Annotated in this window: 19 protein-coding genes; 8 read left to right on the forward strand and 11 right to left on the reverse strand. The window is 39.3% G+C overall.

Going from position 1 to position 21,801, the window contains the following annotated elements:
• Nucleotides 1-177 precede the first annotated feature (177 nt).
• Nucleotides 178-1,518 carry an amino acid permease gene (locus ASL19_RS06420; RefSeq protein ID WP_200959809.1) on the forward strand — a complete coding sequence of 447 codons (1,341 nt, stop codon included), beginning with the start codon at nucleotides 178-180 and terminating at the stop codon, nucleotides 1,516-1,518.
• On the opposite strand, the gene ASL19_RS06425 is transcribed toward ASL19_RS06420, so the two are convergent.
• From ASL19_RS06425 to ASL19_RS06440, 4 genes are read right to left on the reverse strand one after another with little or no spacing between them, the layout of a single operon-like run.
• On the reverse strand, nucleotides 1,490-2,269 hold the full coding sequence (locus tag ASL19_RS06425; protein WP_057177705.1) for a cobalt-precorrin-6A reductase: 780 nt from the start codon (nucleotides 2,267-2,269) through the stop codon (nucleotides 1,490-1,492). The two genes, ASL19_RS06420 and ASL19_RS06425, sit on opposite strands and share 29 nt — an antisense overlap.
• Nucleotides 2,270-2,288: 19 nt before the next feature.
• Entirely contained in the window at nucleotides 2,289-2,780 is a 492-nt protein-coding gene (locus tag ASL19_RS06430; protein ID WP_057177706.1) for a hypothetical protein, read from the reverse strand.
• 22 nt (nucleotides 2,781-2,802) lie between these two features.
• Complete coding sequence (locus tag ASL19_RS06435) at nucleotides 2,803-4,851, reverse strand: pentapeptide repeat-containing protein (RefSeq protein ID WP_006275727.1); 2,049 nt, start codon at nucleotides 4,849-4,851, stop codon at nucleotides 2,803-2,805.
• Between the two features lie 43 nt (nucleotides 4,852-4,894).
• Complete coding sequence (locus ASL19_RS06440; protein WP_057177707.1) at nucleotides 4,895-5,230, reverse strand: hypothetical protein; 336 nt, start codon at nucleotides 5,228-5,230, stop codon at nucleotides 4,895-4,897.
• Nucleotides 5,231-5,464: 234 nt separating this feature from the next.
• Between ASL19_RS06440 and ASL19_RS06445 the strand changes: the two genes are divergently transcribed.
• The 4 genes from ASL19_RS06445 (at nucleotide 5,465) to ASL19_RS06460 (ending at nucleotide 12,262) form a co-directional block, all read left to right on the forward strand.
• Nucleotides 5,465-5,905, forward strand: coding sequence for a hypothetical protein (locus tag ASL19_RS06445; RefSeq protein WP_040007895.1), 441 nt, complete (start codon nucleotides 5,465-5,467; stop codon nucleotides 5,903-5,905).
• Between the two features lie 97 nt (nucleotides 5,906-6,002).
• Nucleotides 6,003-8,564, forward strand: coding sequence for a dynamin family protein (locus ASL19_RS06450; RefSeq protein WP_057177708.1), 2,562 nt, complete (start codon nucleotides 6,003-6,005; stop codon nucleotides 8,562-8,564).
• A gap of 46 nt (nucleotides 8,565-8,610) precedes the next feature.
• Entirely contained in the window at nucleotides 8,611-11,604 is a 2,994-nt protein-coding gene (locus ASL19_RS06455) for a virulence factor SrfB (RefSeq protein ID WP_057177709.1), read from the forward strand.
• Between the two features lie 61 nt (nucleotides 11,605-11,665).
• Entirely contained in the window at nucleotides 11,666-12,262 is a 597-nt protein-coding gene (locus tag ASL19_RS06460) for a hypothetical protein (RefSeq protein ID WP_235528943.1), read from the forward strand.
• A 28-nt stretch (nucleotides 12,263-12,290) separates the two neighbouring features.
• Here the strand turns inward: ASL19_RS06460 and ASL19_RS06465 are convergent, their stop codons facing one another.
• Entirely contained in the window at nucleotides 12,291-13,280 is a 990-nt protein-coding gene (locus tag ASL19_RS06465) for a PRC-barrel domain-containing protein (protein ID WP_057177711.1), read from the reverse strand.
• Nucleotides 13,281-13,421: 141 nt separating this feature from the next.
• Nucleotides 13,422-14,915, reverse strand: coding sequence for a CIA30 family protein (locus ASL19_RS06470; RefSeq protein ID WP_057177712.1), 1,494 nt, complete (start codon nucleotides 14,913-14,915; stop codon nucleotides 13,422-13,424).
• A gap of 143 nt (nucleotides 14,916-15,058) precedes the next feature.
• Between ASL19_RS06470 and ASL19_RS06475 the strand changes: the two genes are divergently transcribed.
• Nucleotides 15,059-15,550 carry a HugZ family protein gene (locus tag ASL19_RS06475; RefSeq protein WP_057177713.1) on the forward strand — a complete coding sequence of 164 codons (492 nt, stop codon included), beginning with the start codon at nucleotides 15,059-15,061 and terminating at the stop codon, nucleotides 15,548-15,550.
• Between the two features lie 19 nt (nucleotides 15,551-15,569).
• A complete protein-coding gene (locus tag ASL19_RS06480; protein WP_057177714.1) occupies nucleotides 15,570-16,472 on the forward strand; it encodes an alpha/beta fold hydrolase in 903 nt (300 codons plus the stop codon).
• 45 nt (nucleotides 16,473-16,517) lie between these two features.
• On the opposite strand, the gene ASL19_RS06485 is transcribed toward ASL19_RS06480, so the two are convergent.
• Nucleotides 16,518-17,162, reverse strand: a complete 645-nt coding sequence (locus ASL19_RS06485) for a DUF3386 domain-containing protein (protein WP_006275716.1) — start codon at nucleotides 17,160-17,162, stop codon at nucleotides 16,518-16,520.
• A gap of 96 nt (nucleotides 17,163-17,258) precedes the next feature.
• Here ASL19_RS06485 and ASL19_RS06490 point away from each other — a divergent pair, with 96 nt between their 5' ends.
• Nucleotides 17,259-17,909: a LuxR C-terminal-related transcriptional regulator gene (locus tag ASL19_RS06490; protein ID WP_006275715.1), complete on the forward strand. Its 651-nt coding sequence runs from the start codon at nucleotides 17,259-17,261 to the stop codon at nucleotides 17,907-17,909.
• On the opposite strand, the gene ASL19_RS06495 is transcribed toward ASL19_RS06490, so the two are convergent.
• From ASL19_RS06495 to ASL19_RS06510, 4 genes are all read right to left on the reverse strand, one after another.
• Entirely contained in the window at nucleotides 17,901-19,103 is a 1,203-nt protein-coding gene (locus tag ASL19_RS06495; RefSeq protein WP_181407042.1) for an LL-diaminopimelate aminotransferase, read from the reverse strand. The two genes, ASL19_RS06490 and ASL19_RS06495, sit on opposite strands and share 9 nt — an antisense overlap.
• A 35-nt stretch (nucleotides 19,104-19,138) precedes the next feature.
• A complete protein-coding gene (locus ASL19_RS06500; RefSeq protein ID WP_057177715.1) occupies nucleotides 19,139-19,471 on the reverse strand; it encodes a co-chaperone YbbN in 333 nt (110 codons plus the stop codon).
• A 94-nt stretch (nucleotides 19,472-19,565) separates the two neighbouring features.
• Nucleotides 19,566-20,354, reverse strand: a complete 789-nt coding sequence (locus ASL19_RS06505) for a PspA/IM30 family protein (protein ID WP_057177716.1) — start codon at nucleotides 20,352-20,354, stop codon at nucleotides 19,566-19,568.
• Nucleotides 20,355-20,486: 132 nt separating this feature from the next.
• A complete protein-coding gene (locus ASL19_RS06510; protein ID WP_057177717.1) occupies nucleotides 20,487-21,683 on the reverse strand; it encodes a hypothetical protein in 1,197 nt (398 codons plus the stop codon).
• Nucleotides 21,684-21,801 lie beyond the last annotated feature (118 nt).

Genomic DNA, 21,801 nt, shown 5'->3' on the forward strand with positions numbered 1-21,801 from the left:
AGCAAGGGTAGTATGGGGGGGCGCAATTATTTGTGGGGGGGAACGAGACCCATGGGGGTGTTGGGTTTCATGCTTCAACCCAACCTACGTTCATCTTATATTTAATTCCACTCGCCTACTTATAACATTACAATGATAGTAAAATAAGTTTTTGAAAACTTGCCATTAGCGTGTGATATGCCAGAAAAAAATTTCCCAGACCAAAGCACCCGATTGTTTTCTCACCTCAAATTTGATGGAGAGCGATTAAATCATCAACCGGGTAGCCTTTTAGGTAGCACAGCTTTAATCACTGGAACTACCATTGGTGCTGGTATTCTTGCCCTACCTGCAGTTACCCTACCTTCAGGTGTATTACCTTCTAATGTTGCCATTTGTCTGGTTTGGCTCTACACCCTATTATCGGGGTTACTAATTGCAGAAATTACTGTAAATGTGATGAGTATGGAGGGAATTGCTCACATTGGTTTTTTGGCAATTGTGGAAAAAAAATTGGGTAATTTAGGAGCAAGAATAGCAGGTGCTGCTTATTTAATTGAGCATTATGCTATTTTGGTGGCATATATTAGTCGAGGGGGAGATATCCTCATATCTACTTTTGCCAAAATATGCAATTTAGATCAGGATTTACCCCATTGGTTAGGTACAACAACTTTTACTATATTATTTGGAGGGATGTTGTATTGGGGGAAAGAGAAATTTGTGGAAAAATTAAATAATGTGTTGGTAGGAATTGTGATTGTTTCCTTTATGGGAATATTATTTTTGGGGGTTGGTCATATAAAAACTTCTCTATTCTTGTTCCAAAATTGGACCGCTGTGGGTGGTGCTATTTCAGTTATTTGTGTGACTCTTTTTTATCAGAATATTGTTCCTGTGGTAGTGACTCAATTGGAAGGAGATATCCCCAAAATTAGAAAATCTATTATCATTGGTTCTGGTATTCCTCTAATTTTATTTCTTTGCTGGAATACTGTTATTTTGGGCAGTGTGAATTTTGAATTTTGGCAAATAAATCAACCTAACGGATCTATTTTCGATCCCTTACAAGTTTTACAAGGAGGGGGAGCAGGAGAAGTTTTGGCCATCATATTAACTGTGTTCTCGGAATTTGCTATTGTCACATCCTTTATTGGTTTTGTCTATGGATTGATTGATTTCTTTCAGGATCTTTACCGTCTCAATCAGATGAAAATTTCCCGGTTACCTATTTTCTCTCTGGTGCTGCTTCCACCCCTGGGTTTGGGCACAATCAACCCCTACATCTTTTTTATAGCTATAGAATATAGTGGGATCCTCACTGTTTCAATTTTGGGTGCTATTATTCCCGCAATTGTTAGTTGGCAACAACGACAAAAACTACCAAATTCTATTTACCAGTCCCTGATTCCCGGTGGGAAAATCACATTGGCTATGATGATCATCATAGCAGTAACTCTAATGACAAAACAAGTTATAGAAATTATTTCTCTAATACAAATAAATATCCCTACCTTATTTTATCTATTAGCCAATTGATCACACCTTCCACATCTGTTACCTGTTCTCCAGGTGGTAGGGGTGGACGCTTTACCATCACCACTGGTATACCCATCTCCCTTGCTGCTATAATTTTTGGGTAGGTGGCGCTCCCCCCACTGTTTTTACTGACGATCGCATCTATATTATATCGGGTGCAAATCTCTCTTTCGTCTCTCAAATCAAAGGGTCCTCTATTGAATAATATCTCTCCACGCGGAATCTTACTATCTACCTCTGGAGGATCAATCATTCGCATTAAAAACCATATTTCCTCTAGATGAGCAAAAGCTCCTATTTCTTGTCTACCTATGGTTAAAAAAACTCTTTTGATTGGGTTGATTTGGTTTTTAAAAACTTGGTGACTCACTCTCTGCTTATCTAAAATGACCGCAGCTTCCCTATTGTTCTCTACTTCAATCCAATTATCCCCCGATTCTTTTTCCCAACCTGGACGATGAAATAATAATCGGGGAATCCCTACCTCTCTAGCTGCTGTGTCCGCATTCCAAGATATCCTATCCGCAAACGGATGACTCCCATCAATTACAATATCAATTTTCTGTTCCCGTAAATATTCTACTAACCCAGGTACACCCCCAAAACCGCCAATGCGCACGTTAGGGGGCATAACCGGATTCTTGGTTCGACCCGCCCACGATGCGATCGCCTGTATTTCCGGAATTTGATTTATTTTGTTAGTGATTTCTATGGCATCACCGGTACCACCAAGAATTAAAACGCGTATCATAAATATAGGTAAAGGTTAGTTAAAATCTCAAACCAACACCACCTTGTACTGAAACAGCTGTGGAACTACTATTACGGTAAGCGTCAAAGGCAATAATGGCGTTACCAAAAATTACTGCACTGCTATTGGGTATGGCATAGTCAATACCGGGTTGGAGGGCAAAACTGATTTTATTACCAACGGGGGAAGGGGTGTCACCACTGGTCAAAACCACACCTGCTCCTAAGTAAATATCAGTTTGCCAATTAATGGGAATGTCGTAGGAAACGGTGGGCACTACTGCTGTACCTTTACCAATTAGAGCTTGGGTGCGGAAGGAAACTGGAGCTTCTAATAACTTATATCGAAAGGCTAAGATTCCACCAACTTGACCGTTTTGGGTGTCCACCGTTGGCCCTACACCCACATAACTACCATAAGCTACTTGCGCTAATGCGGGTTTTTGATTCATCAATAAGCTAAAAACCAACCCAATACCTAAAAGAGAAACTAAGCGTTGAGTACATTTCATAACAGTTTAACACTCCTTATAGTTATGGACAACGAGGATGAATTCCTCCATTGGTGCAAATGAAGGCTAATTGTTGAACATCTAAGTTTTTAGCATTGCTAAAATCTACACCCTGAACAATAGCTGCTTGGGAACCAAGATCTGAGGTTTCTACAAATCTATCTTTAGGATCCTGTTTACCAGGAAATAAGATCGCTCCCTGAAAATCCGTACCTTCCAAATTTGCCCCTCTTAAATCAGCACGACTAATATCAGCACTGCGTAGGTTTGTGTTAGTCATGTTAGCATAACGCAAAATAGCACCAGAAAGATTGGCAGCACTAAAATTAGCACTGTTTAAGTTGGCATGATTTAAATAAGATTCGGAGAGGTCTGCACCTTGCCAATTAGTTTTAGTTAAGTTGGCATGGGAAAGTTGGGATCCTATAGCAGAAACCCGAGCCAATTGAGCAGCATATAAATCGGCTTCTTGTAGCTGTGCACCGCTAATATCTGCTCCGGTGAGAACGGCATCTTGCAAGGTCGCTTGTTGTAGATCTGAACCTACAAGTTGGGCACTGCTAAGGTTGGCATCTATCAACTTGCTACTTGCTAGATTTGCTCTGTTTAACACCGAACGACTTAGATCTACACGACTCATTAAAACTCGACTGAGATTGGCGTTGGATAGATTGGATCTTTTTAGTTGGGCTTTACTCAAGTCGGCTATAATATCATCGTAGGTGTCCCAACGACCATCTTCTCCTACACTGCGAAAACGACTGCCTTTAAAACTAGATTGGTTAAGATTGGCAGATTTAAATATCAACCCGGATAAATCTACATTTTCTAGCACTAATTGAAATTGAGAATTTTCTTCGGCATTTTGCGGACCTAATTGAATCCCTGTTAAGTCTAAGTCGTGAGTTTTGCCACTATAAATGGCTAATATTTTGTTGATGGTCTGTTGGTTGATGTTTAACAGTTGTTCCCCCACACTACCAGAAATAGCACCGGATTTGATTTCTTTGCCAATGAACTGGTTGACCCGTTTTAGTTCCGGTATGGATGTGATTCCTATATTGGATAATGCTTGTTGGATAGTATTCAATATGCTGGAATCGGTTTCTTTAGTCAGTAAATCTACTAGATACTTGATTGACTGGAGATCGTTAACTCCACCCATGGCAAGAATTGCTCGTTGGCGTTCCTCAATGCTAGTACCAGACTGGGGGTTAATTTGTTTGCTCAGTTCTAGGAAGTTTTGATTGTTTACCAGCTGGGTTTGTCTTTGATTGGCTTGGTTTTGAATATATATTTGTGTACCTACCAGAGTTGATAATAGGGCTATCATACCCGTTGCACCGGCTACAATCAAAGTCAGATTGGGGGGAAAGTTAAAGGTAAAATTGGTGATGGGGTGAGATGGGGAACTTTCTCTTAGTTGTTTACCAGGGATTGCTATATTAATATCTATGGTGTATGTATCAGCTAACTGATCATGGATGGCACGAGGGTGTTTGCGAGAATTAATACCTATACTTTCTGCTATTACCATTACTAGAACTAAAAATGTAAATAGTTCCAGGTTAGGAAAGGCAAAACTATAACGCCACAACACATAAGCTATACTCGCTGGAATACCCCAACGCCCTATTCCCTCACGAATGATAATGGCTTTAACACCGGGGGGTTTTCCTTCTTTGTTAACTACCTTGATTCCTAACTTCTTTTTGACAAGGGTGCTACCTGTTGTGGCTAATAAGTATAATTGCCAACCTGCAAGAGTAATAGGTGTTAACAACCCTATACTCCATAAAAAATTGGTGGGACTGGCTACATTGCGAATGCCATAATTAACTGGTAGGGCCAATGGCTGTGCGATCGCTCTTTCTATTCCTGCTAAAACTGGATTTAAAGGTGTTCTTTGTAAATCGGTTTGGGAATTAATATAAGCCCCAACACTAAAGGGAATCACTCCACTAGCTGTCACTAAGGTTATTTCTGCTAACCAAGCGAGCAAACGTCTTGCTGGTAGGGCTAGGGATTTGGTTTTTTGTGGTTGAGGAGACGGACTAGATTGATTATCCATTGACGAATTCGTATATAGTTGAACTATACTTGAAGTAAATAGGTTAAGGCTTATTGAATAAGTTTTTGTTAAGTAAAAACCTGTAACCAAGATATACTAACACCCCCAACACCACCAGACTGATAATGGAAATTAACAGTCTAAATACTGTTTGTAAGGTTAGAAAACATAATATGATAGTAATGGCAGCAACAGCGACCTTTTTCATACTAGATAAACTTTGAAACCAAGTTTGATATTGATTCCAATAGCTATTTACCTGATTAATAATGTTTTGACGCAGTTGTGTACCCTGTGGTCGATCAGAGTAAAATGAATTAATTTCCGATTTTAACTCTTGGATGCGACGTTTCCATTCTTCTTGTGGTTGAGAACTCATGATGTTTTATCATCGCCCCTGTAAATTTACATGTACATATAAATCTACAATTGAATAGGGGAGAAGGTCAACAAAATCTCACTCCATAGTCAGGATTTTCCATTTGTCCCGTGTTATATCAGGATAGTTCAATTAATAATGTACCTAAAACGGTAAAACCGGGAACAAAACTTGAGTAGTTTGGTCAAATTAATCAAAATTTCTATCCAAGTGTTTACGGATGCACAGGTGAAAATGAAAACACTAAAATTACTAACCTTTCTTACAGTTAACCTCCTCATAGGTTTGCCATGGAACCAGGGTGTGATAGCACAACAGGGAGTTATCGAGATTAAACAGGAACTTTCTCCGGATCCACTAGTTATTAGTGGTAATTCCCTAGCAAGAGTTAAAAGGGACTGTGGCCTTATTCCTAGCCAACCCAATCAAATTATTGTGGTCAAAGAACCCATACCCTATCTGAGACTGACACTAGAAGGGGAAGAAAAAGCCACATTACTAGTTGATGGTCCGGGTGGACGTTTCTGTATGTTACCAGACGGAAATCAACCAGAAATGACTGGATTTTGGTCTCCTGGAGAGTACAAGGTATATGTGGGAAATCTATCCAAAGGAAAATATGTCTATAGGGTTCATCTTTCTCGGTTCAAGAACTCGCCAAACCCTCAACCTTAACTGAAAGTTGGAAAAGACCTCCCAAACTTCAGTAAGATGGATAAAATGGGAGGAATCGCGAATTCAATAGAGTTTCACTCAGATTAAAAAGACTAATATGGAACTAGACAAATTAACCAGGTTTCAAGACTACGCTGAATTTATCCTTCGTAAAATTGACTCTGTACCTCTCCATCTGTCTGAGCAGGAAGATTGGATTCCCTCCCGTTTAGATGAATGTTTACTGCAGTTACGAGGTGCTGCTGAAAAAACAGTGGAAATGGCTAACTCTCCTGTGAAAATTGGTGTCATGGGCGAGTTTAGCAGTGGCAAAAGTTTGTTGTTGGGTAGTTTAATTGGTTATGCGGATGCTCTACCAGTTAGTGAAAATCCTACGACGGGAAATGTCACTGCTATTCATATTCAACTACAGGAGAATTTTAGTACTACTCAAGTAACTAGTTATAGTGTTGAGTATTTATCTCATGAGGGTGTGAACGAATGTTTACATTTTATGTTATCGGAAGCCAATCGCCGTGCGGTTGCTGCTGGGTTACCACCTTTACAGGTTGGTAAAATTAAAACTGGTAAGGATATTTCTTCCTGGTGTGAAGAAGCTTGGCAAAGCTCTAATAATTTGGAACTGCGCTATTTATTACGAGAGTTAGTATTATTTTTACGTTCTTATCAAGCTTATGGTGAATCTCTATGTGATAAAACCTATACTATTGATGCCAAAACTGCCAAAAATGGTCTACAGTTAGTTGAATTGCCTATGGCAATTCAAACGTTACGATTTGAGGATTTACCTCCAGCTCATATTAGATTGCCCAAAGCGCCACAAATTTTGCCATCCCAATTATTACAAAATAGTTTTCCCTTGATTCGGAGAGTGGATATTCAGGTGAAAATATCTAGGGAAATTTGGGATTTGACCGGAGCAGAAGAATTTGTTCTGTTGGATTTTCCTGGGTTGGGTGCAGCCAATTCCGGTGCTAGAGATACTTTTCTTTCTTTACGAGAATTAGCTCAGGTACAAACTATTTTGGTGCTATTAAATGGCAAATCCCCAGGGAGCGATCGCGCCAATAAGATATTTACGATGATGCAGCAACAGCGTCCAGGTCAAGATTTAAAGGATTTAATTTTGGTAGGGGTAGGACGTTTCGATCAATTACCTTTAGAGAATGAAGGGGGGGAAAGGATTTTAGACAGTCTAATTGCTGAAGAATACCATGATAAAGCTTTAGAAACTGAAGTAGTTTTAGAAAATTTAAAAATTTTGGAAACTATTATTGATAGTGGGAGAGCTTTTACCAGTGAAGATGACAGAATTGTTCTATTATCGCCATTGTTGGGGTTAGCGGAATTATCCAAACGTTCAACTAAGGTGAAAGCTGGTTCAGATGAATTTTTGGCAAATATAGATTATCCCGATTATCTGGAACGACCAAAAAAATTACAAGAAAAATGGGGGAGGTTAAGCCAGAAATTATTAAGCCAGGATTCCCGCAGTATTTTGGGTAGACAATTGGATTATTTTGCTCGGGATGGAGGTGTGAGCAAGTTAAGGGAATTGATTCAAAATCATGTGAATACCCATGGGTTAAAACAGTTATATGAAGATACTCGCAGAGGGGCGGATCTTATTCGTCAACAACAGGAACAATTGAAAGATATTGTGGCTGAAATTCAGGCCCAGGGCGTACCTGCTGCTGATAGTCAAGCCCTAGTTGATTTGCGATTGGCTATTGAGAGTTTGGATAAAGTCTACCGTAATTTTCGTAGGGATTTGGGTAAGGAACCTCTAAAAGATAGACGTGGTTTAGTAGTTAGTAGTCTTATCAAAGATGAATTAACTTATCAAATTCTCAGCTGGAATCAGTGGACTTTATTATTTAATAAATTGCAAGGTGGTAGAATTGCCTTGGTAGAATCTAAAGGTGCGGCGGGGAAATTATTTGATCGTGCAGATCGTGGAACCAAGGTTAATAATACATTGCCCACGAAAAGTGATGATTTCTATCCCGTTTTTGCCCAAACTATTAAAGATATGGAAAAATTTGCTAGAGATTGTATTAGGCAATCTGTAATAGATTTATTGGTCAAATTAACTAATACCATCAATTTGGAGTCAGAAAAATTAGCCCTCAATCCCGAACTGGAAGAATTGATGGAAGATAAGTTTGGAGCAGAAGCAGCAGACCTATTCTATAGACTGTTGTTAGCATCAAAACCAAATCAATGGAAGGAGGCAATTATTGAGGAAATAGAGAATCAAGATAAACCCATAATACCGGAAAATATATTTCCCCTAGCCAAACAGGATGAGAAGCATGATACAGGACAAGTATTTGATTGGTCTGTGGAAAGAAGTCAATATTTGTCTAGCAGTACAAATCACCAAGTTTTTATTTTACGATTAAGAGATGAAATTATTACTAGTGCTAGTTTACATTTGATTCAATATGTGAGCGAAGTAAACCGACAGATAAATTTAGAATTGGAGGGAATCTTAGATCAAATCATCCCCAGTTTGCAAAACTTATTGAAAAAAGAAGAACTACTTAGATATATTGCTGCTGGAGACACAACCTTAGAATTGACCATACCTACCTGGTTGGAAATTCTTAGTGATATTGCATCTATTGACCAGCAACATATCTATGAGTACACTTAAAGTAGTTTTACCTGTAGTGACAATAAAAACCAATAACAAATAAACTATGAACAATTTTGAACTAGACACTTACCTTAACCGATTAAGTCAGAAACTAAGTGAAAAACTAAATGAAGACTCTAACAAGAGATTTCCAGGCTGGTTGGCAGTAGATTTTGGCACTTCTAACTCTACAGTAACGATGTTTGACCCTATTGAAGTACCAATTGCAGAAACCCTACCCAGAGAACAAGAAGTAAGACTGCGTCAGCGGTTAGGGGAATGGTTAAACTCACCTCCCCATTTAGCTCTACCAGATATTGGTGGGAACGAATGGGAAAAATTCCTGGTCAATCTGGGTAGGAATTTGGAAATTCCACCAGAAACAATAGGGGAAATTTTTGAAAACGACCATAAAGACAAATTTCTAGAAGCTCTTCGTCAAATTGAACTATGTTTGGGAAACAGTGAAAGATTTCGTCGCGCTGTCAGTAAAAAACTCTATCAAATATATCATGAGGTTTTTCGCGTTCCTACCCTAGAGTCGCAAAATTTGATTCCAGTGGTTTTGGATTTTAATAGAAGACAAACAGAAATTCCTAGTGAAATAGAAATCTGTAAAATACAACCATTGAAATTGCAAATGGGTAGAGCTGCAAGAGATAACCGCAAAAAGGCGATCGCCCAGGGTACAATTAATTCACTTAAAGATATTATTAGTAGATTTCATCATTCACCAAAAAGATATTTTGGGCAAAATCGGACTTTTCCTGTGGTGATAAATGAGGGAGAAAAAAATGATCTAGAAAATAATAACATTGAAGTTCACCAATTAATTCAAGCAGCGTGGGGACACCTAATTGAATTAACTGAAGACTATCGTCAACGTGCAGGTAGAAGATTTTCTCAAGGGGACTTTTTGACAGCGGTGGTCACCTATCCCACAGTTGCTCCTCCGGTGGTGCGAAAGGAGATTAAAGCACTAGTAGAGGAATTAGGGTTAGATGATGTGCAAACGGCCTATGACGAAGCTGTTTCCGTAGCCATATTCTTTTTATGGCGAGAATTTGGTGGTAATTTGAATATTGGTATTGAATCATTTAAAACCCGTTGTCGTCAGGAAAAAAATAACTGGTCCCAAAATGTTCTGGTATTGGACATTGGTGGGGGTACGACCGACCTAGCATTAATCAAACTCACCCTAGAAGATAAAACTCCTGTTTTTGCCAATAGTGAGGATAGAGGTTTGGGAGGACGTTATTATAAACTGACACCAAAATTATTGGGTTCTTCAGGACATTTACAATTAGGTGGGGAATTAATCACCTTACGAGTTTTTCGATTGTTAAAAATTGCCCTGGCTGATTTTTTATTAACAGCGGTTACCGATGGCGATATAACCAGTGATAAGCTAGAGGACTTAATTAATTCAGAACTCAACGAGCGCTTTTTACAAGAGAGCAAATTTAAAAGTGGCAGTTTATTAAAATGTGTGGACAAAGAGAATCCAGAAGGGGATGTTGCTTTCAAAGACGCTTTAGACACCGCTGAAAAAGTCTTACCAACTCGATGGCAACAAGCTCCTCAACGTCTCCAAACCTTCTATACTCTGTGGGAATATGCAGAATCCGCCAAATTAAAATTAGGGGAGAAAGGAGCTGAAGATAGTTTATTAACCTTTACCCTCAATGAGCAAGAAATTAGCGAGTTGCTTTTACAAAGTGGTGTGAAATTTCAACTGGTTGGTGCTGATTCTATTTACCTAACTATAAACGCCCAACAATTTCAACGTTGTGCTATTTCTAGTATTAGAGAAGCCATAGGAATCGCCAAAGGACTGATGGAAAGTCGTTTAAATGGAGATGAAAAGGTAGATTGGTTAATTCTCTCAGGTAAAACTTGTAATCTGGATTTGGTGAAAACCCAAATTTACCAAGAATTTAGCAAATCTCCCTACTTTATCTGGAATCCCGAACGGATTACTTTTGTCCTAGAATTTACTAAATTAGCAACTTCTGCTGGTGCTTGTTACGCGGAAAAATTAAGAAGGTTAAGATTTGATCCGGAAGCTTCTAAAAGTTTACTGCGCAAGGGAGCAAATCAGCTGGAAATAGATGTGAAAAATCTATTTTATTATTTACCCTGCAACTTCAAGCGCAAAACCCAAACTCAGGAATTATTATCTATTTTTAATGCTGGACAAGAACTCTATCAACTTATCCCTTGGGAAAGTGTCGCTAAAGTAAGAACAACTTGGCAAGGTATTCAATTAACTAATATCATCTATCGTCAAGATTACCAAGATGGGGAATTACGTCTTTGGGGTAGTTTTGATGGTAAAACTCTCATGGAAAATTTGAGGATGGAAGAAGCTGAATTTCTCAAAAAAATTCAAGTCCAATTTGAAATTGACCAAACTCTCCAATTTACTGTTTTACTCTGTCAAGGTAGTCCCCATTATTTAATAGATGTGCCAGGAATTGATATCAATTCTGTCATTGACTCCCATTCAACTGGTTCTGATATATTTGTTGATGGAAAATTAAAATGGAATATTGCCCTTATAGGCGATTATGAAAATTTAAAAGATGGTGATATTGCTATCAATGTCCTAGAATCTGCTACAGTGGATCAACCGGATGCCTATCATTTAGTCTTTGCAGTTGACAACAGTCAAAATCAGATATTAGAAACGTTTCATTACTTACAAGATGGAAGCAAAGAAACTGGAAAGGGATTAATTAGTAGTCCTTTACCACCATTTCCCCAAAATGGTCAACATAATTTCTATATCTGTCAAACCGATAGTTTGACCAAAACTAAAAAATGGATCCGTATTGGATCCCTTAGCAAACCAGAAATCTCTACGGATTACCCTTGTCAATACTATGTCACCCTAGATAGTAAGGGAATATTAAGAATGCACCCAGGAGCAGTTCCCTATTGGATATCCCATAGTCTGGAATCTTTACAACAACCAGGATGTGTTTACTATAGTGAATTGGAATTACAACCCAATGAAATCGATAGGGAACGAGACCCATTTTGTGGTGTGCATTAAAACTATAATATTGACTTCTCCACATCAACAAAAGATTCAGTAGAGTATAGACATAATAACCATGATGAATTCCAAATTTCCAATCAAGCATATTAGTCCATTATGTACCGTGTTTGTACTGCTCACCGGTACTAACCTTATCACAGTCACCCCAGCACTAGGAATCTACCAGCACCAGATAATAGCAAAACAGCCAATTCAGGGCAAAAAATCCCAGGTTAATCCGGTTTTTCAACCAATTCTATCTAAATTAAAGAAAACCACCCAAATCAATATTCTATTACCAACCCATATTCCCATTGGGAAAAATGAGCCCCCACTTTACTCAATTGTGGAAACGGTAACCAAAAACAAATACCAAATCCTACTAGGATTCACTCCCGATTGTAGTGGGGGAACAGCTTGTCGTTTTGGTGCTATTAGTGCAGAGCTAGTTAGTAGTAATACCCCCAAACCTGTAGGAAAAGAATTAAACCTAAACAATAACAAAAAAGCTTATTTTGAAGATTTTAAATGTGGTGCTAACTGCTCCGATGCTAACCTGACATGGAGAGAAAAAGGAGTGCAGTACACTATTGGATTAAAAGCGGGCAGTTTAAGCGATTTAGTAAAAATGGCAAACTCTGTAGTTTCAGCGAACAAGAGAATCCGTCCATAAGGACGGAGCTTGTCTCCCATTCTTTTGGTCAGCTTTCTTCCTCGTATTCCACCTGTTTTTCCTTAACCTTCTTGGGAATGTTCACCGGTTTAGGTACATCTAACCAAGCATCACCTTCTAAGTCCTCATCATCCTCATACTGTTGACCATAGGTTTTACTGTAAGGTTGGGATGTGGGTTTTGGACTAGCTGGTGTTTGATAGGCGTCTTTGTCAGTTGTTTCGCTCCAATTATCTTCTTCCTCCTCGTATTGTATAGACTCGTAGGCACGGGCTTGCATAACCTCGCGCTGAGGTCTGATTTCCTCTTCTACATAGTCTGGACTCCACTCTTCTTGTTCTCGCGCTATCGGTTGGGGAGTGCGAATCTTAGGTTTAGGTGGTTCCAACGGTACTCCACTAGGTAATTGGTTAGCAGGAGAAACAGCTCGCGGTGCAGAATAACCATATTCCTCCTCCGAGTCTCTTTCCCAGGGTGCTTTACCAATACCTAAACGTTCTAAAACTCCCACGCTCAACTGGTTAACTCTTTCTTCCGCACCCTCAAATACAATCAGTCTATTGGGCCCGGTGCTGACTACTTCATCTATAGAAATTTCGTAGGTACTTAACAGTTGTTCTGGAATTTGGGGTAATCCCAGGGAAGCGATAACTATAGAGGATATTTTACCACTTTCACCATTGAACTTAAAGCTTCTTACCCTACCTAATACTTCTCCAGTTTCTGTAATCACTTCCCAGTTAATCAAGTTACTGAGAGCTTCTACGTCAATCTCCTCAATGACATCTTCATTATCAACCAAAATCACATCACCGATCTGGTTGATACTACTGAGATACATTTGGCGAGGTAGACTAGAAATAGAAATCAGGCTATCTCGTAATCCAAAGGCCACAACCTCTCTTTGGTCAATGTCTACCCACACCTGACTCACGATACCTAACCTTTTGCCGTTATCGCGGGTGATGACTTGGGTATTTAATATATCGGAACGTCTAATTGTCTGTTCGGAGGTCATTCTATAAGTCGTCCTGATCTCGAATCCGGTTTATATATAAACCATTTTTAACAAAAAATCAACACAATAGACAGCTTTGGTCGCTGTAATTATTGAGCGATCGCCCTATACTGAGTCCCATCAACCACAAATAGCATATTATTAGCGACTAGTCTTGTCCGGTTGTAATTGGGAGAACAACTGTCTCCAGTTGAGAGAGACAACATTATTTTCGCCCTGTTTTACCTCAAAGGTAATATTTTTGGCTTGTGGTTGTTGTAATGATTGAAGGCAAATTTCTGCCACATCATCTCGACTAATTTTACCGCGAATATTATCACCCTGGGCTACTATTAATTCTTTTCCTCCCCTGTCTTCTGTTAAAGCACAGGGTCTAATAATTGTATAAGGTATTTGGCTGTCTCTTAAACTATCTTCTCCTTTTAACTTCCAGGTTAAAATTCCTCCTAATTGGTCATTTAATCTCACTGCGGGTGGCTCTTCTTCTAAATTAATTCCCGGTCTCCCTGGACGGGTTACACCTGCAGAACTAACCAATACGAATTGGGATACACCTTCACCACCATAGGCCTGAATGGATTCTAATTCTAGGGTAAATGCACCGGGGGTAAATTTAGGATTTAACCCACCATCATATTCAAACTTACTTAACATTAATTGCACGGAACAAATTTTACTTTCATCGATTTTGGGACAGTCTTTTACGGTTTTGGCCCTAAAAACCGGCACTAAATTGACAAAGGGAATGTTAACATCTATCCATGTATTTGCTATGGTATCGAAGGAGTAGCTATAACCTATGCCATCCCAGGTTGTTTCTGTTCTTAAAAGTATTTTATAACGTTGTCCATCACCTTTAACTCTTAATCTGATCCCCGTAAAACCGGATAGGTTAATTGCAGGGGAAAAGTTTTTAGTTCTTACGGAAGCAAAACCTCCCGAATTTGCCGTGGAAACATTGCCATTAAAGACTGCACTTTTCTCTAATATGTAAAAATTACTGGAACTAACTCCACCCATGACCACATCATCTAAGGCGCCCCAAATATTTTTGATATCTGATGATGGTTGAGTAAAATCAAAGATGATTTTTTCTCCGGTGGTTGGTAAATATCTTTTGGCAGCTAATATTAAATTTTTCACCCCTTTATATTCTACATTTTCTGGTGTGTCTCCTACTATTTCTGGTTGATAGAATTTCACCCCCTGATTATATTTTGCCCTATCTGGTGTGTCTCCCTCCACCGGTTGTACTCGCACTGCTGTACAGCAAACTACACCTTGAATATTACTCATAACTAAATCATTGAGACTTTGTGGTTTTGTAATATCTCCCACCACCAGATCTGCTTCATTGCCCAAAATTTCCCTTGCTTTCTCTATATCTCTGACCAAACAGCGTACCCTATAACCTTGGGTTAATAATTTTTTTACCACCCTTTTACCTACACCACCTGTTGCACCCGCTACCAAAATTACACCCATTTGTATTCTCCCTGTTGGTTGATCTTGTTGGTTTGTAGGACGATTTTGTAGAATGTTTTGTATCCAGTTCAGGAGGGGAAATACCTCAAAATAAGTAAGGGTTTTAAGGAATCTACACAAATCCCATTGATTAGATTTTTTGTCATTCATAATGATTAACAACTCTATTATCTGTATTATATACTTTATACCGTATCATACTACATGATCTTTCCGATGGCAACTTTAGATTACTCTTGCAGGAATCGGGCAATTTCTTCTCCCATATAAATAGTATAGATAGGACTACATCTATGAGCGATTGGGCAAAAATTCAATCTGACTATGAGGACTTTCATCAGCAATTTTCTAGCATCATAATTGCTACGGTTAGTGACCAGGGGATTCCTAATGCTAGCTATGCTCCCTTTGTTATGGATGAATTAAAAAACATTTACATATATGTAAGTGGTTTATCCATTCATACTATTAATATTGAGTCTCGTCCAGATGTGAGTGTTTTATTTATTGAGGATGAGGGTGAAAGTCCTAATATTTTCGCCCGTCGGCGTTTAAATTTTGATTGTAGAGCCAGTTTACTGGAAAGAGAATCGAGCAAATGGCAAGAAATAGTCAATCAATTTCAGGCAAGATTTGGCACAATTATAGAGGTTTTGAAAGGATTGGCTGATTTTCGAGTTTTTCAGCTGACTCCAACGGGAGGAAGATTTGTAATTGGTTTTGGTGCAGCTTACCATATTCATGGTGATAACCTGCATCAACTTGTACCTATTAGTCGAGACTGATTTTAGGAGATAACGGTCTATGTTAGAATTCCATCCGTGTGGCTTTGGTAAAAAACAAGTTGACACTTCTTTAGGTAGAATGGTCTACTATACCCAGACCAGTGAACCCTGGGATATTGGGGGAAGTGACAAATTACCACCCTTGCTATTTTTGCACAACTTTGGCGGTGGTGCTTCTGCTTTTGAGTGGTCTAAGGTTTATCCAGCTTTTGCCCATAAATATCGCATTTTGGCACCAGATTTAATTGGTTGGGGAGATTCCGATCATCCTGTCAGAGACTATCAAATTGTTGATTATTTGACCACCATTAAGGAGTTTATTCACCAGACTTGTGCGGATACTGTAACGGTAGTTGCTTCGTCCTTAACAGCAGCTTTGATGATTCGCATTGCAATTTCCGAACCACAAACCTTTGAGCAGTTATTTTTAGTTTGTCCTGCGGGTTTTAATGATTTTGGTCAAGGTGCGAGTAGGAGATTACCGCTTCCAGTGATTAACTTACCCTTTGTTGACAGTTTGATTTATGGGTTGGGCGCAGAAAATGAACTAGCTGTAACCAATTTTCTAAAGAACTTCCTATTTGTCAAATCACAAAGATTGTCACAAGAGATAGTGCAGGCCTATTTAACTTCTGCACAAAAGAGAGATGGTAAATATTCAGCCTTATCATTCTTGAAGGGGAATCTTTATTTTGATCTGAGTTTATATATTCCTCAATTACAAGTGCCTACCATATTTTTTTGGGGTGAACAGGCCCAGTTTACTAATGTTAGTTTAGGGAGGAGATTAGCCAGTTTAAATAAAATGGCAATTAAAGATTTTCAGCAGGTGCTTGATACAGGCATTTTACCCCATTTAGAAACCCCCGGAGTTTTTATTGGTTTATTATCTAAATATTTAGATTCTCAAAGGGTAGGATAGGGGTGGGCCGCAATTTACCACGGCCACAAGCTCATAAATTCCCGTCTAACCCAGTAACTCCAGATTAGCGAAAACAAATTCTTGAATTGACATACCTGCTGGGGTTTCTGTGCGGATTTCTCGACGGTTGAGAATGTAATAATTGCCTACTTTTTCATATTCATCCGTGAACTCACTACGACCACCTTTTTGCTCTCCAGTCTTGGGATCGTGATACACAGAATCATAAGTATGAGATAGATATCCCGCTTCCGTTTCGTGAATACTGAAAGTGTTAATAGTCACAACAACTCCATGAATATGACGGTGAACAAGAGTAACTACATCATTGCGAACTTTATATTTATCACCAGCTGATTTTCCGCCAACAATAATTTCTACCGCACCAGTGGAATCCTTCCCACCATAGGTAAAGGTATTTTCTCCATGTGTTTGGGCAAACGTGCGCCTTACGCGATGGACAGCAATTTCCCAAGTTTGACTGTCAATTGCCTTTTTGGCAGCTTCATCTTCTACTTGGGTAACTTCCCATTTGAAATTGGCATCAATACGAATTTTGCCAGTGAATTCCTGACCCTCATATTTATAAGTGATATCTGCTGTGTAACCGGGGAAATTTTCATCCCAGGTATAACGATTTTGATATGCAGCCCGGAAAAGTTCTTGGGCAGAGATTTGAGTGACTGTCATGATGCTTGTCCTCTGGCTGATAATAGCTTTTTGTGATTTATAATATTAGAATATAGTTAATCTTTAGGTTCGCATAGTCCCCAACTGGGTACTTTTATGGCTAAAACACTCCACTCTATTTTTGAAGCAATAGCCCATGTTGAAACTGAGCAGGAATTACAACAAGCTCTTATGGAAACTATCAGCTTACATTTTGGTGTGCACCATTGGGGTATTTCCTTTAGAGAACACCAGTTCTTGACGGGAATGGAAATTCCAGAAATTCCTGCGGTTTGTTTGGAGGCCAATCCTGTAGGAAGTTATGTTGTAGAACGTCATGCACCTACCCATGAACTGTTAGTCTTGGCTCCAGAAGACTGGAAAAATTTTTGTACTCGCCATGAACACGTGATGACAGGCCCCATAGTTTGTGATGGTAGACTGGTGGGAACTCTTAATTTTGCCCGAGATCCTGGTAGTCCTCCCTTTAACAATAATGATTTGGCTGATTTAAGTGCTTTATGTATCCATTTATCAGCAAAAATCGCCACTCTCCAAGCTAAGTGGAATATGGTTAAACCCATTACTGAATGTCCTCTAACTGCTAGGGAGTTAGAAATTGCCAAATTAGTTGCTCAGGGGTTAACAAATGGGGAAATTGCCAGCCAACTTTGGATTAGTCAAAACACGGTTAAGCAGTCACTTAAAAGAATGTTTAAGAAGTTGGGTGTTTCTGCTCGTGCTGAAATGGTGGCGAAACTACATTAAAAAGTTGGCAATCTTCTCTACTGCATTCTCCAATATATCCATTTCTTGTACTAATGCAAAACGTACATATCCTTCCCCACCTCGACCAAACCCTACCCCAGGAGCAACAGCTACCCCTGTTGCTTGTACTAATTCCGTACAAAATTTAATTGAATTGTTACTCCATCTGTTAGGTAGTTTTGCCCAAATATACATGGTGGCTTTTGGAATCTCTACTTCCCAGCCCTTATTATGTAGACTTTTGATAAATCCATCTCGCCTTTGCCGAAAAATGTCAACCGTTTTTTTAACACTTTCTTGGTCACCAGTTAAGGCGGCGATCGCTCCATTTAAAATGCCTAAATATTGATTGAAATCTATACTCGACTTTATTTGCTTTAAAGCTTGAATTAATTGAGCATTTCCAATGGCATAACCAATGCGGAAACCACCCATACTATAGGATTTAGATAAGGTAAAGAATTCTATACTGATGGTTTTCTCTGGATCTGCTTGGAAAATTGAAGGAGCTAAAGATTGGGAATCATTTGTTTCTCCCTGGGTAAAGACTAAATCCACATAGGGAAAATCATGTACTAGGACAATATTATGCTGTTGACAAAATTCCACAGCCTCCTTAAAAAAGGATAAAGGGGCGATCGCACCTGTGGGATTGTGAGGATAACTTAGAACCATCATTTTAGACTGACTGACAATTGCTGGGGGAATATCAGTTAGTACGGGTAAAAAGTTATTTGTTGGCGTTAATGGTATGGGATAGATTTGCCCACTAGCTAAATACACTCCACCCGCGTGGGAAGGATAACCCGGATCCAACAATAGGGCAAAATCTCCAGGATTAAGAATTGCTAGGGGTAAATGCGCAGTTCCTTCCTGGGAGCCAATTAATGGTAAAACCTCTGTTTCTGGGTCTATGGGAATACCAAACTTCTGTTCATACCACTCAGCTGCTACTTGACGGAATCTTTGAGTACCTTTAAACAGTAAATAACCGTGAGTTCCAGGATCATGCAGGGACTGGGCGATCGCCTGGATCACATGATTTTCTGCTGGTAAATCAGAAGATCCTAGGGATAAATCAATTAACTTTTGTCCCGCAGCTATAGCTAAAGACTTAGCTGTATCCATATCCGAAAATACATTAGACTGTAAAGGTTGTAAACGTTGTGCAAATCGGATTTTATTTTTGGACATGGCAATAACCGAACTAACAAAAAACAACGGAGCGGTTAATTATCTAAATTCTCATTCAACCAACCAAGAAGTTTTTCCTTCCCGATCACCCCCTCCGTAGAAGCTTTTAATTTTTTAGATGCAATCAGTCTCAATGCAGGTACACCTTCTACCTGATAGGTTTTGACGCTATCCGGATTTGGATCCACCTCCATCTTGACAATTTTCAGGCGATCGCTATATTTTTCCGCAGCTAGATTCATCAATCCAGTCATCAATTTACAAGGACCACACCAGGGAGCCCAAAAGTAGACTAATACTGGCTGATCAGCAGCTAGAACCTCCGATGCAAATTCAGCATCAGTGATAGTTATTACACCCTTACTCATAAAGTTCTCCATGCCATTATTTACAAGTTAACCTACGGACCAGTTTACTCTAAACTGGTCATTACTACCCGAAAAGTCAGATGGGGAAAGTCAATTATAATTTATCCAGTTGTTTTCTCAGCTCTTCCAATTCAGCATCTACGGGTTCAGCGGATTTGCTTTGATCCTTTTGGGAACTACTGCTAGATTCAGCAGGAGGTAATTCTCCTTTAGGTGTAGGAGCTGGTGATAGTATACTGGCTTTCAAAGCTGCCAATTCATCATCAATATCACTACTACCTTCCAGACGAGCAAATTGACTATCTAAATCCGCACCCACTAATTCTGCTGTAGACTGGGCACGAGCCTCTTGCATGAGAACTTTCTCTTCCATTCGCTCAAAAGCAGCCATAGCACTATTACTATTCATATTAGTAACCATCGAGCCAATCTGTTCTTGAGCTTTAGCGGCAGTAATTCGCGCCCTGAGCATGTCCTTTTTGTTTTTGTACTCAGCAATTTTGCTTTCCAATTGGATCAGGTTTTTTTTAAGAGTGTCTACCTGATTAGTCTGCTGGTCTAAACTAGTTTTGAGAGCTATAGAGGTTTCATTAGCACTTTTCTTCCTTTCTAAAGCCTGACGTGCCAGGTTCTCATCTCCTTTTTGTACAGCCAACTGGGCATTGCGCTGCCACTTATTCACTTCACTAACAGCATCATTATATTGCTTTTCCGTGCGTTTTTGGGCAGCAATAGCTTGTGCCACCCCTTGACGAAGTTCCACCAGGTCTTCCTGCATTTCCAAGACGGCCTGTTCCAGCATTTTTTCTGGATCTTCCGCTTTATTGACTAAATCATTCAGATTGGCACTAACTACTCTTTTTAACCTATCAAATAATCCCATAATTTTTTCCTGCTTGTGTGTTTTTTATTTGGAAGACAATGGCTTTATCAACAAGTTTACAAAGCTGCTTTATTGAGGTCAAGAGCTTGTGTAAAAATAAATATCAAGATAACTCCAGTAAGAGAGAAAAGATTAATTTCGTAAGCGAGCCTTAATTCCCTTAGCTTCTAGTTGCTGTAACCTTTGTTTTGCTTCCTCTGGAGTTAGGAATGCGCCCAGATAGATGTACTTTTGATTAGGTGACAAATAAGCATCGGGGACAACCTCCTTAGCTGCACTCAAGATAGTATCACTCTCATTATCGGTTATCAGATAATAATAGGGATTATTGACCGCTTGTGCTGCTGCATTAGAACCCTCTCCTAGCTGTAAGTTTTGCCTGGGGACTTCCTGTTTGATTCGTCGTTTAATTCTTCCCTCACCAATACTAGCAAATTGGGTATTGGATCGGGGGGTGGATGGATTACTAGATGAAACTCCTAAGCCAGATCGAGAGGATGTATTTTGGCGGGTAGAATTTCTAATAGACCTAGATTGGAGAGAAACAGGAAGATTAGTGGATTTTGGAGGGGTTTTCACGCCAGAAACCTGGTTGACTGGGGAATCAGGTTGGCTCGGGGATGGTAATTGACCATTGTTTGCACTTTTTCTCTGGGACACCCTAGGAAGTTGAGGAACAGAAGTAAGTGATTGTGAACCAATTGAAGACTGATTGTTCACTGCAGGACTGTTTGTATTCTCAGAGGTGTTAGAGCTGGAAATCTCTGGATTAGTGTTAAATGGGTTAAACTTACTTAAACTCAATTTAGAAAGACTACGTAAATTAAATAGCACATAACCGAAACCTAAGCTGGTCAAGAGCATGAGAAAAATAGAAAAAACACCCAAGGGTGAGAGCAACCCACCCTTACTGCGATTAGACTTCTTTTTATTGTTTTTATTGAAATTCTTTTTGTTTAACTTTTTTGGTGGAGCTTGGAAGGCTGATTCTTCCTCCAAAGATGGGGAATCGAAAATTTCTTGTTCTGGTGGAAAGCTTGTGGTTGTGTCCGTATAACTCCCACCTTGAGAATAAACTAGGGTGGAGTCTGGGGAAAAACGATTTGATAAAGGATCACCCTCTTCCCCGGATGGGACTTTTAACTCTACACTATTGGAGGTGATATATTTATCATCAACCGGTCGAGCACTATAACGGGTGCGTCTGTATCTAACCAATTCCTCATCTAGTCGCACCTCCAAGTTTTTGAGTGCTGTGGCCAGGATGGGATTAAGCCTGGAAGTCTTGGGGAATGGGTTATGAGAATTGGTTCTGGTATTCTGACTCATTCGACACCACACCTTGAAATTTAGATTATGAAATTTACACTGGGATTTGTACCGTATAGTCAACTGTATCAGTAAAACGGGCAAAAAAATCGTCAAAAATCATAAAGCAAGATCTTTA

The sequence above is a fragment of the Cylindrospermopsis sp. CR12 genome (assembly GCF_001432185.1).
Lineage (GTDB): Bacteria > Cyanobacteriota > Cyanobacteriia > Cyanobacteriales > Nostocaceae > Raphidiopsis > Raphidiopsis raciborskii.

Coding starts and splice junctions, on each gene's coding strand:
- ASL19_RS06420 (WP_200959809.1), top strand. CDS start 178: ATGCCAGAAAAAAATTTCCCAGACCAAAGCACCCGATTGTTTTCTCAC.
- ASL19_RS06425 (WP_057177705.1), bottom strand. CDS start 2,269: ATGATACGCGTTTTAATTCTTGGTGGTACCGGTGATGCCATAGAAATC.
- ASL19_RS06430 (WP_057177706.1), bottom strand. CDS start 2,780: ATGAAATGTACTCAACGCTTAGTTTCTCTTTTAGGTATTGGGTTGGTT.
- ASL19_RS06435 (WP_006275727.1), bottom strand. CDS start 4,851: ATGGATAATCAATCTAGTCCGTCTCCTCAACCACAAAAAACCAAATCC.
- ASL19_RS06440 (WP_057177707.1), bottom strand. CDS start 5,230: ATGAGTTCTCAACCACAAGAAGAATGGAAACGTCGCATCCAAGAGTTA.
- ASL19_RS06445 (WP_040007895.1), top strand. CDS start 5,465: ATGAAAACACTAAAATTACTAACCTTTCTTACAGTTAACCTCCTCATA.
- ASL19_RS06450 (WP_057177708.1), top strand. CDS start 6,003: ATGGAACTAGACAAATTAACCAGGTTTCAAGACTACGCTGAATTTATC.
- ASL19_RS06455 (WP_057177709.1), top strand. CDS start 8,611: ATGAACAATTTTGAACTAGACACTTACCTTAACCGATTAAGTCAGAAA.
- ASL19_RS06460 (WP_235528943.1), top strand. CDS start 11,666: ATGATGAATTCCAAATTTCCAATCAAGCATATTAGTCCATTATGTACC.
- ASL19_RS06465 (WP_057177711.1), bottom strand. CDS start 13,280: ATGACCTCCGAACAGACAATTAGACGTTCCGATATATTAAATACCCAA.
- ASL19_RS06470 (WP_057177712.1), bottom strand. CDS start 14,915: ATGAATGACAAAAAATCTAATCAATGGGATTTGTGTAGATTCCTTAAA.
- ASL19_RS06475 (WP_057177713.1), top strand. CDS start 15,059: ATGAGCGATTGGGCAAAAATTCAATCTGACTATGAGGACTTTCATCAG.
- ASL19_RS06480 (WP_057177714.1), top strand. CDS start 15,570: ATGTTAGAATTCCATCCGTGTGGCTTTGGTAAAAAACAAGTTGACACT.
- ASL19_RS06485 (WP_006275716.1), bottom strand. CDS start 17,162: ATGACAGTCACTCAAATCTCTGCCCAAGAACTTTTCCGGGCTGCATAT.
- ASL19_RS06490 (WP_006275715.1), top strand. CDS start 17,259: ATGGCTAAAACACTCCACTCTATTTTTGAAGCAATAGCCCATGTTGAA.
- ASL19_RS06495 (WP_181407042.1), bottom strand. CDS start 19,103: ATGTCCAAAAATAAAATCCGATTTGCACAACGTTTACAACCTTTACAG.
- ASL19_RS06500 (WP_057177715.1), bottom strand. CDS start 19,471: ATGAGTAAGGGTGTAATAACTATCACTGATGCTGAATTTGCATCGGAG.
- ASL19_RS06505 (WP_057177716.1), bottom strand. CDS start 20,354: ATGGGATTATTTGATAGGTTAAAAAGAGTAGTTAGTGCCAATCTGAAT.
- ASL19_RS06510 (WP_057177717.1), bottom strand. CDS start 21,683: ATGAGTCAGAATACCAGAACCAATTCTCATAACCCATTCCCCAAGACT.